This window comes from Brachybacterium sp. AOP3-A1-3 (assembly GCF_052378285.1).
Taxonomy (GTDB): Bacteria; Actinomycetota; Actinomycetes; order Actinomycetales; family Dermabacteraceae; genus Brachybacterium.
Genome location: NZ_JBQSXM010000005.1, coordinates 62,379 through 75,262, shown reverse-complemented (window position 1 = coordinate 75,262; position 12,884 = coordinate 62,379). Strand labels below are relative to the sequence as shown.

At 66.5% G+C, this 12,884-nt stretch carries 11 protein-coding genes; 6 read left to right on the top strand and 5 right to left on the bottom strand.

From position 1 onward, the window contains the following. Positions 1 to 255: 255 nt before the first annotated feature. Together ACT3T5_RS09280 and ACT3T5_RS09275 are read left to right on the top strand one after the other, a co-directional pair. Positions 256 to 1,917 carry a DEDD exonuclease domain-containing protein gene (locus ACT3T5_RS09280; protein WP_444594241.1) on the top strand — a complete coding sequence of 554 codons (1,662 nt, stop codon included), beginning with the start codon at positions 256 to 258 and terminating at the stop codon, positions 1,915 to 1,917. Between the two features lie 50 nt (positions 1,918 to 1,967). Further along, complete coding sequence (locus tag ACT3T5_RS09275) at positions 1,968 to 2,249, top strand: Lrp/AsnC family transcriptional regulator (protein ID WP_444579033.1); 282 nt, start codon at positions 1,968 to 1,970, stop codon at positions 2,247 to 2,249. A gap of 81 nt (positions 2,250 to 2,330) precedes the next feature. On the opposite strand, the gene trpD is transcribed toward ACT3T5_RS09275, so the two are convergent. After that, positions 2,331 to 3,413: an anthranilate phosphoribosyltransferase gene (gene trpD, locus ACT3T5_RS09270; RefSeq protein WP_444579034.1), complete on the bottom strand. Its 1,083-nt coding sequence runs from the start codon at positions 3,411 to 3,413 to the stop codon at positions 2,331 to 2,333. A 235-nt stretch (positions 3,414 to 3,648) separates the two neighbouring features. Between trpD and ctaE the strand changes: the two genes are divergently transcribed. The 4 genes from ctaE (at position 3,649) to qcrB (ending at position 8,035) form a co-directional block, all read left to right on the top strand. Continuing rightward, on the top strand, positions 3,649 to 4,380 hold the full coding sequence (ctaE, locus tag ACT3T5_RS09265; RefSeq protein ID WP_444579035.1) for an aa3-type cytochrome oxidase subunit III: 732 nt from the start codon (positions 3,649 to 3,651) through the stop codon (positions 4,378 to 4,380). Between the two features lie 91 nt (positions 4,381 to 4,471). Beyond that, the gene (gene qcrC / locus ACT3T5_RS09260) at positions 4,472 to 5,272 is read left to right on the top strand and encodes a cytochrome bc1 complex diheme cytochrome c subunit (RefSeq protein WP_444579037.1); all 801 of its coding nucleotides are present in this window, start codon (positions 4,472 to 4,474) and stop codon (positions 5,270 to 5,272) included. Between the two features lie 8 nt (positions 5,273 to 5,280). Then, positions 5,281 to 6,345 (top strand): cytochrome bc1 complex Rieske iron-sulfur subunit, encoded by a 1,065-nt coding sequence (gene qcrA, locus ACT3T5_RS09255; RefSeq protein ID WP_444579039.1) that lies wholly within the window; start codon positions 5,281 to 5,283, stop codon positions 6,343 to 6,345. Positions 6,346 to 6,349: 4 nt separating this feature from the next. Further along, positions 6,350 to 8,035: a cytochrome bc1 complex cytochrome b subunit gene (gene qcrB / locus ACT3T5_RS09250; protein ID WP_444579041.1), complete on the top strand. Its 1,686-nt coding sequence runs from the start codon at positions 6,350 to 6,352 to the stop codon at positions 8,033 to 8,035. 473 nt (positions 8,036 to 8,508) lie between these two features. Here the strand turns inward: qcrB and ACT3T5_RS09245 are convergent, their stop codons facing one another. The 4 genes from ACT3T5_RS09245 to ctaC all read right to left on the bottom strand — a co-directional run bounded on the left by ACT3T5_RS09245 (position 8,509) and on the right by ctaC (position 12,721). Then, positions 8,509 to 8,862 (bottom strand): hypothetical protein, encoded by a 354-nt coding sequence (locus tag ACT3T5_RS09245; RefSeq protein WP_444579042.1) that lies wholly within the window; start codon positions 8,860 to 8,862, stop codon positions 8,509 to 8,511. An 805-nt stretch (positions 8,863 to 9,667) separates the two neighbouring features. After that, positions 9,668 to 10,084, bottom strand: coding sequence for a cytochrome c oxidase subunit 4 (locus ACT3T5_RS09240; RefSeq protein WP_444579043.1), 417 nt, complete (start codon positions 10,082 to 10,084; stop codon positions 9,668 to 9,670). 1 nt (position 10,085) lies between these two features. Continuing rightward, complete coding sequence (ctaD, locus tag ACT3T5_RS09235) at positions 10,086 to 11,801, bottom strand: aa3-type cytochrome oxidase subunit I (protein WP_444579045.1); 1,716 nt, start codon at positions 11,799 to 11,801, stop codon at positions 10,086 to 10,088. Beyond that, entirely contained in the window at positions 11,798 to 12,721 is a 924-nt protein-coding gene (gene ctaC, locus ACT3T5_RS09230) for an aa3-type cytochrome oxidase subunit II (protein WP_444579047.1), read from the bottom strand. The genes ctaD and ctaC overlap by 4 nt, the downstream gene beginning before the upstream one ends. Positions 12,722 to 12,884: the final 163 nt, after the last annotated feature.

Sequence of the window (12,884 nt, the reverse complement as noted above, 5' to 3'; positions counted from 1 at the left end):
GGATCTGCCTGCTGGCCAGCTGGCCGACGGTTCGGCCCGCTGGCTGGTCAGCCGACGGGTCAGTCTCTTGGTCGACCGGCCGACGGGTCAGTCTGTTGGTCGACTGGCTGGCTCCATCGGCGAGATCCTCGGGGAGAACGCCGACCCGCTCCTCGACCGCGGCCCCGACGCCGGGGTGATCGTGCGCCTGTCGCGCAGAGATCCCGACCGTCGGGGCCGTGTCTGACTGTCGGAGCCGCGTCGTAGTCTGCGGGTATGTCCGCCCGCCGCCAGCTGAGCTTCGACGACCTCGGTACCCCACTCGTGGATGCTCTGCTCGTCGTCGTCGACCTCGAGACCACCGGGACCGATCCCTCCGCCGATGCGATCACCGAGATCGGCGCGGTCAAGGTGCGCGGAGGCGAGGTGGTCGGCGAGTTCCGCACCTTCGTGGATCCGCGGCGACCGATCCCCGCGTACATCGCCTCGCTCACCGGGATCACGGACGCGTCGGTGGCTGGTGCCCCGACCATCGACGTCGTGCTCCCGATGTTCCTGGACTTCGTCGGGGATGCCGCCCTGGTGGCCCACAATGCACGCTTCGACATCTCCTTCCTCTCCGCGCAGGCGGCGCAGTGCGACATCACGTGGGCCAAGCCCCCGGTGCTCGACACTCTCGCGCTCGCCCGGACCGTCTTCCGGCGCGACGAAGTGCGCAACCACAAGCTCTCGACGCTGGCGGCGCACGTCGGCGCGAGCATCACGCCGGACCACCGGGCCCTCTCGGACGCCCGGGCGACAGTCGACGTGCTCCACGCGATCATCGAGCGCCTCGGGGCCCGGGGCGCCTCGACCCTCGAGGACCTCGCCTCGGCCCATCGCCGGGCCACCCCGGTGCAGCTGCGCAAGAAGCACCTCGTCGAGTCCGTCCCCTCGGTTCCGGGGGTCTACCAGTTCCTCGATGCCCAGGGCGCTGTGCTCTACGTGGGAACCTCCCGCAACCTCCGGTCCCGGGTGCGCACCTATTTCACCGCCGCGGAGACGCGGCGGAAAGTCCTGGACATGCTTCCGCGAGCGGAGTCGATCCGGGTCATCGAGTGCACCACGGCGACCGAGGCGGCAGTGCGCGAGCTGCGGATCATCGGTGCCGAGAAACCACCATCCAACCGCCACGGCCTGAATCCGGAGAAGGCGAACTGGCTCCGACTGGGGAGCGGTTCCGACGGGCTGCGCGCGGCGCGCATCGCCCGCTCGGAGGCCGACGGATCCGCCCAGATCGGACCGCTGTCCTCTCGCCACGACGTGGAGCCGCTGCGCGGACTGCTCACCGATGCCGTGCTGGGCCGCGCGGCCTCGTTCGAGCTCGGATCACGAACAGCCGCTTCGCAGGATGCCGGGCACCACGACAGGATCCGGGCTGCGATGCTCACGGACCCCCGCGAGGTGCTCGACCACGTCGCCGGGCGCATGCGCGGTCATGTCGAGGGCGGCCGCTACGAGGAGGCGGAGAAGGTGCGTCAACTCGCTCTGACCTTCCTGGCGGCCGGCCGGCGCGCGGCCCGGCTGCGGGCCATCGGCAACGTGCCCCTGCTGGTCGCCGCCCGTCCCAGCACGGATCCGGTGGTCGGAGGGCGCGGATGGGAATTGTTGGCGGTCCGCCATGGACGCTTCTCCGGAACCGCCCTCGTCAACGTCCATGCCGATCCTGTCGCTGTGGCGAGATCTCTTGCCGCGACGGGGGTCGGCGAGGCGGAGCTCGCCACCCCGATGTGCCAGGGCTACCACCAGGAGGCCGAGATCCTGCTCACCTGGCTCGAGGGCGACGGCGTCCGCACCGTCCTCGTCGACGGCGAGTGGCACCAGCCCTCCCGGGCCCGCTTCGACGCCCAGCATCTCGCAGAGCGCTTCGCCCGGACGGCGACCATTCCCGGGGCATAGGCTCGGTGCACACGTCCCGGCGCGACCAGCGCCCTGTCCAAGGAGAACTCATGATCACCGCCATCGTCTCGATCGTCGTGGAGTCCGCCCGTATCCCCGAGGTCGCCGCCTCGATCGTCGACCTCGACGGTGTCGAGCAGGTCTACTCGGTCACCGGCGACGTCGATCTCATCGCCGTGGTCCGTGTGCGTGCCCACGAAGACCTCGCCGGGGTCATCGCCGACCAGTTGAGCAAGGTCCAGGGTGTGGTGAACACCTCGACGAACATCGCCTTCAAGACGTACTCGAAGCGAGATCTCGATGCCGCCTTCGACCTGGGCATCAACGGCTGAGAGACCACCGCTCCGGGCGGCCCGGACGGCCCCGGCGGTGCCGGGCACTTCCAGGCGGCACCGGCTGATCCCGGGACGTACTCAGCTGTCAGCGCCGAACGCCTCCTGCGAGGCAACGGCCCAGCGCCTGATCAGGTCGGCGGGCCGCCCGGAGTCCAGCGCATCCCGTGCCTGGGCGAACGCAGCGGCGAACCTGTCCTCGAAACCGTCCTCCGCGCTCTGACCGATCCCGTCGAAGGCCGTCACCCCGGCTGCAGCGTTCAGGAGGACGGCGTCCCGGATCGGGCCCATGCGCCCGTCGTCGACGCCGTCGAAGAGGTCCCGCACGACCTGGGCGTTCTCCTCGACAGTCCCCCCGCGCAGGGCATCGTGCGCCGATCTCTCGATGCAGAGAAGAGCCCGAGGATCCAGCACGTGCCGACGCACCTCGCCTCCGCGCACCTCCCACACGTCGGAGGGCGCGGTCACCGTCAGCTCATCCAGGCCGTCCTGCCCCCTGAACACCAGCGCGCTCGTGCCCCGTGACGCGAAGACGCCCGCGACCGTCGGGGCGACGAGCTCATCTGCGACGCCGACCGCACTCGCGCGCGGCCGCGCCGGATTGGTGATCGGACCCAGGATGTTCATCACGGTCGGGATGCCCAGTCCACGTCGCGCTTCGGCCGCGAAGCGCATCGAGGGATGGAACACCTGCGCGAAGAGGAAGGTCATACCGATCTTGCCGACCAGCTCCTCGACGACGGGCACCGGAAGGTCCAGACGGACGCCGAGCGCTTCGAGCACGTCCGCGCTGCCCGACTTGGAGCTCGACGCCCGATTGCCGTGCTTGACGACCGGGCGTCCCGTCGACGCGATGACCATCGAGGCCATCGTGGAGATGTTCACCGTCTGCGCCAGGTCGCCGCCGGTGCCGACGATATCGATGGACCGCTGCGGAGCATTCACCGGCCGGGCGTGGGCCACCATCGAGTCCGCAAGTGCGGCGAGCTCGTCACTGCTGACCCCCTTGGACTGCAGGGAGACCAGGAACCCGGCGAGCTGCACCGCCGTCGCATTGCCGGACATGACCTCATCCATCGCCCATGTGGCCTCGGACCGTGACAGCTCCTGCCCGCGCACGAGGCGCGACGTGATCCTGGGCCAGGTCGGAGTGTTCTCGCTCATGCATCGATGATCGCACCTCGGAGCTCCCTGAGGTCGTTCCGGTCACGGATCGGATCACAGATGCATCACAGCCCCCGTAGAGCACGGTCACCTGCGGCGATCCGATGCGTGTCCCGGTTCGTGACACGGCGTCAGGAGGGATATGCTGGCCTGGTCCTCCCGGGGCTGAGCCCTGCGGTGTGCCCGGGCGTCGTGAACCGGCACACCGAACCTGACGACACGACATAATGGTGACGTGACTACTGCGACCCTGCCTGAGCGCTCCGCCTCCGCTGTACCAGCGGTAGGCCGACCCAATCCGACGCAGATCGGCACGATCGTCTGGCTCTCGAGCGAGCTGATGTTCTTCGGCGGTCTGTTCGCCATGTTCTTCACGCTTCGTTCCATGGCTCCGGACACCTTCGCCGCCGGCGAGGCCCACTTCGCCCACGGCTTCGCCATGGTGAACACGACGATCCTGGTGCTGAGCTCCGTGACGTGCCAGATCGGTGTGTTCCTCGCCGAGGGCCAATTCCCCGGCGGCAAGCCCTTCGCGCCGCGCAAGCGCCGCACCGGGTCGATCTTCAACATCGCCGGCTGGGGAATGATCGAGTGGTACACGCTCACCTTCCTCATGGGCGCGGTCTTCGTCTCCGGCCAGGCCTACGAGTACACCGAGCTGATCCACAACGGCGTCACGCTGTCGTCCTCGCCGTTCGGCTCGATCTTCTTCCTCGCCACGGGCTTCCACGGCATCCACGTCGTCGGCGGTCTCATCGCCTTCCTGATGGTGCTGATGCGTTCCATGGTCGCTGACGAGTTCACCCAGCACGAACAGGTCTCCGCGATCTGCATCTCGTACTACTGGCACTTCGTCGACATCGTGTGGATCGTCCTGTTCTTCATCGTGTACATGCTCGACCCGCTGTCGAACGCGTTCAACGCCGGGCACTTCATCCCGGTGAACTTCGACTGGACCATCTTCTGATCGCCACGCCCGCACAGGCTCCGCCGCCTGGTGCGATCACCAGCTCTATCCCCTCCCCCGCTCGCTCGCTCCACGAATCGAGGTCCGAACCGTGAAGGCACTCGCCGCACGTCGCCATCACCCGATGGCGCTACTCGTGATTCTTCTGCTCGCCCTGGTGGCGACCGGCGGGCTGTACGTCGCATTCCAGCCGCAGACAGCTCAGGCCGAGGCCTACACCCAGGACGACGTCGACGCCGGCGAGGCACTGTTCCTCGCCAACTGCGCCACCTGCCACGGACGGAACGCGGAGGGTCTGCAGGACGCCGACGGCTCCGCGATCGGACCCTCGCTGATCGGTGTGGGCGCTGCCGCCGTCGACTTCCAGGTCGGCACCGGCCGTATGCCGATGGAGAACTCCGGCGCACAGGCTTGGCGCAAGCCGCCGCAGATGAACGAGGAGCAGACTCGTCAGCTCTCGGCCTACGTCGCCTCGCTCGGCCCCGGCCCCGCTGTGCCCGATGAGGAGTACCTCGACACCTCCAAGGGTGACGCCACCAAGGGCGGGGAGATCTTCCGCATCAACTGCGCCATGTGCCACAACGCTGCCGGCGCCGGCGGCGCCCTGACCCGCGGCAAGTTCGCGCCGCCTGTGATCGGGGTCGACCCCCAGCACGTCTACGAGGCCATGGACACCGGGCCGCAGAACATGCCGGTCTTCAACGAGAACAACCTGTCCCCCGAGGACAAGCGTGATGTCATCGCGTACCTCGAGGCCCTGGAGGAGAACGGCTCCCCCGGCGGCATCTCCCTGGGCTCCGTCGGTCCCGTGACCGAGGGACTGTATGCCTGGACGATCATCCTGACCCTGCTTCTCGGCTGTGCCGTGTGGCTGGGGGCGAAGGCCAAGTGAATGCGAGCATGAACACCAATCTCGACGGCACCACTCCCGCGCGCGGAGTCAGTGCGATCGCCCCCAAGGAGGGTGGAGGCTTCCCGAACCCGGGCCTCCCCCCGCACGTCCATCGCCAGGCCGATGTCTCCAAGGCCGCGGAGAAGCGCGCGGAGCGGCTCGTCGCCGCCATGTTCCTCCTCTCGGTGATCGGAACGGCGATCTTCATCGCCGCCTACTTCCTGGTCACGCCGACCGGCACGAACATCTTCGCCGAGAAGGGATCGCCCGACGCCCTGTGGTGGTCCAACCTCATCACTGGCCTCGGGCTGGCGATCGCCGTCTTCTTCATCGGTGCGGCAGCGGTCCACTGGGCCAAGACGCTCATGCCCGATGAGGAGATGGTCGAGGAGCGCCACGACATCCGCAGCTCCGACGAGACGCGGGACATCGCCGTCGGGATCATCACCGACGGCCTGGAGGAATCCGGGATCGCGCGTCGGCCCGTGATCGTCACCGCGATGGTCGCCGCGTTCGCCGCGCTGCCGATCGCCGTGCTCGCACCGCTGTCGACGCTCGGCCCGCTGCCGGGCAACAAGCTCCACCACACCTTCTGGGGCCACAACCCCGGTCAGCGGCTCGCGCGCGACCACGACGGCACTCCCATCAAGCTGTCGGACGTCGCCATGAACTCGATCTTCCACGTCATGCCCGAGGGCTTGACCGAGGAGACCCCGCACTTCCTCGAGGAGCGCGCCAAGGCCGCCACGGTGATCGTGCGCATCGACCCGAAGCTGAGCAAGAACCCGGAGAGCATGGCGAACGGTGTCGACGGCATCCTCGCATTCTCCAAGATCTGCACGCATGTCGGGTGCCCGGTGGCCCTCTACGAGCAGCAGACCCACCACATGCTCTGCCCGTGCCACCAGTCCACCTTCGACGTCACTGATGGCGCCAAGGTGATCTTCGGCCCGGCGCACCGGCCGCTCCCCCAGCTCCCGATCGAGGTCGACGACGAGGGCTACCTGGTGGCCACCGGTGACTTCCCCGAACCGATCGGTCCCAGCTTCTGGGACACCCACAAGGACAAGTGATCCCGTGACGACCACGACTCCCGATACCCGGAAGCAGACTTCCGACGATGCGAGCAGCTCGCGCGCATACAAGCTCGGTGCAGTGGGCGGCGACTGGCTCGACCAGCGCCTCTCCGGCGGCGGCTTCGTCAAGTTCATCGCCCGCAAGATCTTCCCCGACCACTGGTCGTTCATGTTCGGTGAGGTGGCGCTGTACAGCTTCGTCATCCTGCTGATCTCGGGAACCTTCCTGACGATGTTCTTCGACCCCTCCATGGAGGAGGTCATCTACAACGGCCCGTACAGGGCGCTGCAGGGCGAGACCGTCTCGCGTGCCTTCGAGTCGACCCTCCAGCTCTCCTTCGAGGTCAAGGGCGGCCTGCTCTTCCGCCAGATGCACCACTGGTCAGCACTGGTGTTCATGGTCGCGATCTTCGTGCACATGTTCCGCGTGTTCTTCACCGGTGCGTTCCGGAAGCCCCGCGAGCTCAACTGGATCGTCGGCTTCACCCTGATGGTCCTGGGCATGGTCGCCGGGTTCTCCGGCTACTCGCTGCCCGATGATGTGCTCTCCGGCAACGGCCTGCGCGTGATCGATGGTCTGATGAAGGCCATCCCGATCATCGGCACCTACCTGTCGATGCTCCTGTTCGGTGGCGAGTTCCCCGGGACCGACATCATCCCGCGCCTGTTCACCGTCCACATCCTGCTGGTTCCCGCCATGATCCTCGGACTCATCGCGATCCACCTGGTCCTGCTCGTGCTGCACAAGCACACGCAGTACCCCGGGCCTGGTCGCACCGAGCGCAACGTGGTCGGCTTCCCGGTGTTCCCGGTGTACGCGGCCAAGGCCGGCGGGTTCTTCTTCCTGGTCTTCGGCATCATCACCCTGATCTCGGCGACCACGTCGATCAACGGCGTCTGGGTCTACGGCCCCTACGACCCGTCCCCCGTCTCCGCGGGTTCGCAGCCGGACTGGTACATGCTCTGGACCGATGGCGGGCTGCGGCTCATCCCGGGCTGGGAGTTCACGATCTTCGGGTACGTGATCTCGCTGAACATGCTGATCCCGATGGGTATCTATGGTGCCCTGCTGGGTTCCCTGGCCCTGTACCCGTTCATCGAGTCCTGGGTGACAGGTGACGACCGCGAGCACCACCTTCTGGATCTGCCGTACAACGCCCCGGTCCGTACGGGTCTCGGCGTCTCGTGGATCAGCATCTATCTGATCCTTGCCCTCGCAGCGACGAATGACATCATCGCCATCGGGTTGCATCTGTCGATAAACGATCTGACGTGGGCGTTCCGCATCGGCATCTTCGTCGTCCCGGTTCTGGTCTTCTTCATCACGAAACGAATCTGTCTGTCGCTCCAGCGTCAGGCGCGTCAGAAGGCCCTCCACGGCTCCGAGACCTCGCGAGTGGTCCGGACGGAGTCCGGCAAGATGCTGGAGATCCATGAGCCGCTCAACGAGTTCGATCGGTGGGTGCTCGTCCAGCACGACGACTACCGCCCGCTGCAGGCCGGCAAGGGCGTCTCCTCGCTCCGCGCCAAGGCCACGAGCTTCTTCTTCAAGGACCGCATCGAGCCCGTCTCCCCGGCCGAGCTGCGTGAAGCCTTCGAGCACTTCGCTCACGAGAAGCACGAGATCGACTCGGCAACCGGTGGCGATTACCGCACCCCGGCGGAGATGGCACACCACTCCGGTTGATTCTCTGCCGCGCTGACGCGGACAATGTTGAAGGATGGGCCCCGGGATTCGTTTCCCGGGGCCCATCCTTCTTTTCCGTCCGGCGGACAACACGGACGTCATCCCCCGCATCCCGGTGGGATATTGACGCGCAGGCCCGGGCGCCCTCGTGAACGAGCTGGCAAACCCGAGAACCCTCGTGAGCGAACTGACAGACGCGGGATCCCTCGTGAGCGAGCTGGCACACTCGAGTCTCGGCCACCAGCCCACGGCCCACGGCCCGCGGGCACCCTCGCTCCCCGCAGCACGTCGAGGTCTGCCGACGTCCTGCGATCTACCCAGCTCGATCGCACCGAGCTCGATCGCCCAGCCACTCCCCTCCACAGCCCTATCGGCCTTCTGCTCGAGAGCTGGACATCGCGGCAGAATTCGAGAGCAGGACATCGCGGCAGAGATCGTCCCGGCACGGGGATGGTCTCAGCGCAGAGACCGTCTCACCGCAGCAGCGGATTCCGCGCGCGGAGCCCTCTCCCCTGATCGGACCGACCGGAAACGGCGTTCACCAGATAGCGCGCGGAGACCAAGCTCAACCTGCGGTCTGCGCGGCGAAGTGCTCGAGCGGACTGCAGCGGCCGCTTCGACGGATCCCGGCGTGCGGCCTCCAGCGTGCGACGAGCCCATGCGACGGCGCCGTCGATGCCGCCGTCCTGTGCATACACCGCGGCGAGCTGGCGTTCAGCGCGTGCTGATGGATTCACGTCGTCGCTGATCATCGTCAAAGCCTCCTGCATGCCGCTGATGCTGCCGGTTGGGAATCCACATTCACCGGCCCCCGTGTACTCGCTCACGCTAGCACCGTCGCTCATGAGCGCCCGGTCCGGACTTCAGTGGAGCGACCAGGCGTAGACAACGTGTGCCAGGAACGCCTCGAAGCCTCCACGTCTCAGCTCCTTCGAAGCTTCCGACCACCATGACGCTGCTTACAATGCGTAGACAGTGGTACGCCATTTATCATCTGTTACCTGGGAGGCCCGGCGTACGGAGGTGCGAAGGTGCGAAGGTGCGTAGTCACAACGGTTTGGTATCCGGACGCTGCCAACGGCGGGAAGAAGGCCCCTCTGTCGACGGCTGACTAGCGATCCCTCTGCCCGGGGGTCGAGTTCGTCTGCTTCGTCGTCGTGGTGCTGGTCATGGTGACCTCCAGGAGCTCGCGGCGGGCTCGAATGCGGGAGGAGTCGCCGGAGAGGGTGAAGACCTGGTCGTGGTGAACGAGGAGGTCGTCAACGGCGTCAGAGCGACCCGCACGGCAGCTGGCCACCATGTCGCGAGGCCCACGCAGCCGGTCCGCGGCTCCCAGGCGCCTCGGCGCAGACCCGGCTGAAGGCCCTTGCTTGCTGGTGATCAGACCCGCCCCCACCCCCAGTGCTCTCCGCCGTGCGTGGCGGAGGAGTCACGGCACCTGGTCCGTGCCCGCTGGACCGACCAGACACCGGCCGCGGAGCACTGCCGCCGGTCACCGGAACCCAGAGCTCGCGTCACTGCTCACAGACAGCACCGGCGCACCCAGCAAAAACGTCGGCCCCGCATCGAGAAGATCGATGCGGGGCCGACGTCATTCGCGTCCCGACGGACGCCAGGTTCAGCGGCAGGCTCTCAGTGCTGGTGCTGGCCGACCGAGAACTCCAGGACCCAGCTCAGCAGTCCGTAGACGGCGAAGATGACGCCGAAGGCAAGAATCCACCAGCCGGCGGCGACACCGAGGAAGCACAGGGCCGCCCCGATCGCGGTCCACAGCGGAGCCCAGCTGTACGGGGAGAAGCTGCCCTGCACGCCTCCGTGCTCGGAGACCTCGGCATTCAGATCATCCGACGGGCCCACATCGTTCTTGCGAGCCGTCAGGCTCAGCACCATGGCGATCATGAAGGCGAGGCCAGCCAAAGCGAGCATCGCCGGGAATCCGACGGGCTCCACGCCCATGGGCTGGAAGGTCCCCGTCAGGAAGCCGTAGGCCACGGCGACGATCAGGAAGAAGACTCCCAGGATCCAGAAGATCTTTGCAGATGCTCTCATGTCAGTTCGTCCTCGGGTTCACAGCGGGTTCCTGCTCGAGCATGTGGTCCTGGAGCGCCACCTCCGGGTAATGGAGATCGAAGGCGGGACGCTCGGACCGAACGCGGGGCAGGGAATGGAAGTTATGGCGCGGCGGCGGGCAGGAGGTCGCCCACTCGAGCGACGCACCGTAGCCCCAGGGATCGTCGACCTCGACCTTCTTCCCCTTCGTGTGCGTGAGCACCACGTTGAGGAGGAAGGGCAGCGTGGACGCGCCCATGATGACCGCACCGATCGTCGACACCTGGTTCAGCCAGCCGAAATCGTCTTCCACGAGGTAGTTCACGTAACGACGCGGTGCACCCTCGACGCCCAGCCAGTGCTGGACCAGGAAGGTCATGTGGAAGCCGATGGTGAGCAGCCAGAAGTGCAGCTTGCCGATGCCCTCGTGGAGCTTGTAGCCGAACATCTTCGGCCACCAGAAGTAGAAGCCGGCGAACATCTCGAAGACCACGGTACCGGCCATCACGTAGTGGAAGTGCGCCACGACGAAGTAGGTGTCGGAGATGTGGAAGTCCAGGACCGGCGAGGACAGGATGACTCCGGTCAGACCACCGAAGATGAAGGTGGTCAGGAAGCCGAGGGTGAACAGCATCGGTGTCTCGAAGGTCAGCGACCCTCGCCACATGGTGCCCAGCCAGTTGAAGAACTTCACGCCGGTCGGGACCGCGATCAGCATTGTCATGAAGGCGAAGAAGTCCAGCATGACCGCGCCGGTGGTGTACATGTGGTGCGCCCACACCGTGACGGACAGTGCCGCGATCGAGATCGTGGCGCCGACCAGGGTCTTGTACCCGAAGATCGGCTTGCGGGAGAAGACCGGGATGATCTCCGAGGCGATGCCGAAGAAGGGCAGCGCGAGCACGTAGACCTCGGGGTGGCCGAAGAACCAGAAGAGGTGCTGCCAGAGGACGGCGCCGCCGTTCTCCGGGTTGAAGATCTGCGCGTCGAATCGACGATCCGCACCGAGTGCCAGCAGCGCCGAGGCGAGCGGCGGGAACGCCATCAGCACCAGCACGGCGGTGATGAGGATGTTCCAGGTGAAGATCGGCATGCGGAACATGGTCATGCCGGGCATCCGCATGCACAGGATCGTGGTGATGAAGTTGACCGAGCCCAGGATCGTGCCGAAGCCCTGCAAGGCCAATCCGAAGACCCAGAGATCACCACCCAGGCCAGGGGTGAACGTCGTGTCCGACAGCGGCGCATAGGCGAACCAGCCGAAGGACGCGGCACCCTGCGGGGTGAGGAAGCCGGCCACGACGATCAGCGAACCGAACAGCGTGATCCAGAAGGCGAACATGTTCAGACGCGGGAACGCCATGTCCACGGCGCCGATCTGCAGCGGCACCAGGTAGTTGGCGAAGCCGTTGAACAGCGGGGTGCCGAACATCAGCAGCATGATCGTGCCGTGCATGGTGAACAGCTGGTTGTACTGGTCCTTGGAGACCACGACCTGGAGGCCGGGCTCCCACAGCTCGGTACGGATACCGAGGGCGAGCAGGCCGCCGAACGCGAAGAACGCGAAGGCCATGCCCATGTACATCATGCCGATCAGCTTGTGATCGGTGGTGGTGAGCAGGTTGAAGAAGTGCCTGCCGAGGCTGGTGCTCTCGGACTTCTCGAACCGCTGCTGCGGCGCCGAAGTGACCGGCGCGGCCGTCGTCTCGGCGCTCACTTGCTCTCTCCCTCGGTGGCAGGAGTGGTGTACCGGTTCCCGGCATCGTCATGCTTCTCGCGCATGCTCCACTCCTCTTGGTTGCGATTCAGGTCCACACCGAGCTGGCCCTCGAGCCCCTGGTCCCGGAGGTCCTGCATGTGGGCGTCGAACTCCTCCTGGGAGACGACCTTCACGTTGAACAGCATGTCCGAGTGGTACTCGCCGCACAGCTCGGCGCACTTGCCCTCGTAGGTGCCCTCACGAGTCGGGGTCACCTGGAAGCTGTTGGTGTGGCCCGGCATCATGTCCTTCTTGTACAGGAAGTCCACGACCCAGAAGGAGTGCACGACATCGCGGGAGTCGAGACGGAACTCGACCTTCTGACCCACGGGCAGGTAGAGCACGGGCAGCGACTCGGCCGCGCCCTCCTGTCCGGTGGCGAAGGACTGCACGCCGGCAGGCTCGTGGACGTCGGCGTCGACGTAGTTGAAGTCCCAGCTCCACTGCTTGCCGACGATGTTGACCGTGACATCCGGCTCGTCCACGTGCATCTCGACCTCGCGGGCGTCGCGCTGCGTGAAGTAGAAGAGGGTGAGCACCATGACCACGGGCACGAGCGTGAACATCAGCTCCAGTGGCACGTGGTAGCGCAGCTGCACCGGGAAGCCGGTGTCGTTCTTACGGCGACGGTAGGCCACGGCGCACCAGATGGTCAGGCCCCAGACGATGAGGCCGACGATGACCAGCACCGACCAGGAGCCGACCCAGAGGTTCATGATCCGACCGGTCTGGTCGGTGACCTGACCGTCGGAGTATCCGGGCAGGAAGCCGCGACGCTGCTCGTCGGTGCAACCCGACAGGAGGAGGGTGGCCAGGGCTAGGCCTGCTGTCGCCACGCGGCGTCCGCGCCGCGAGCGCTGGGGGACCTGGGGGATCACAGGGGATGACCTTCCGCTCGTCGTCTCCGGCTCCCGGTGCCTGCCCGCACTCTGTGCTGCGCGAACGGCCCCGGACTGCGGAGTGTGTACCTGTATGGGCGAAGACATGCCCACAGTGCCGCGCTCGTCCCGGAGAACGGGCCATGCCAGGCACGAGGCCCAG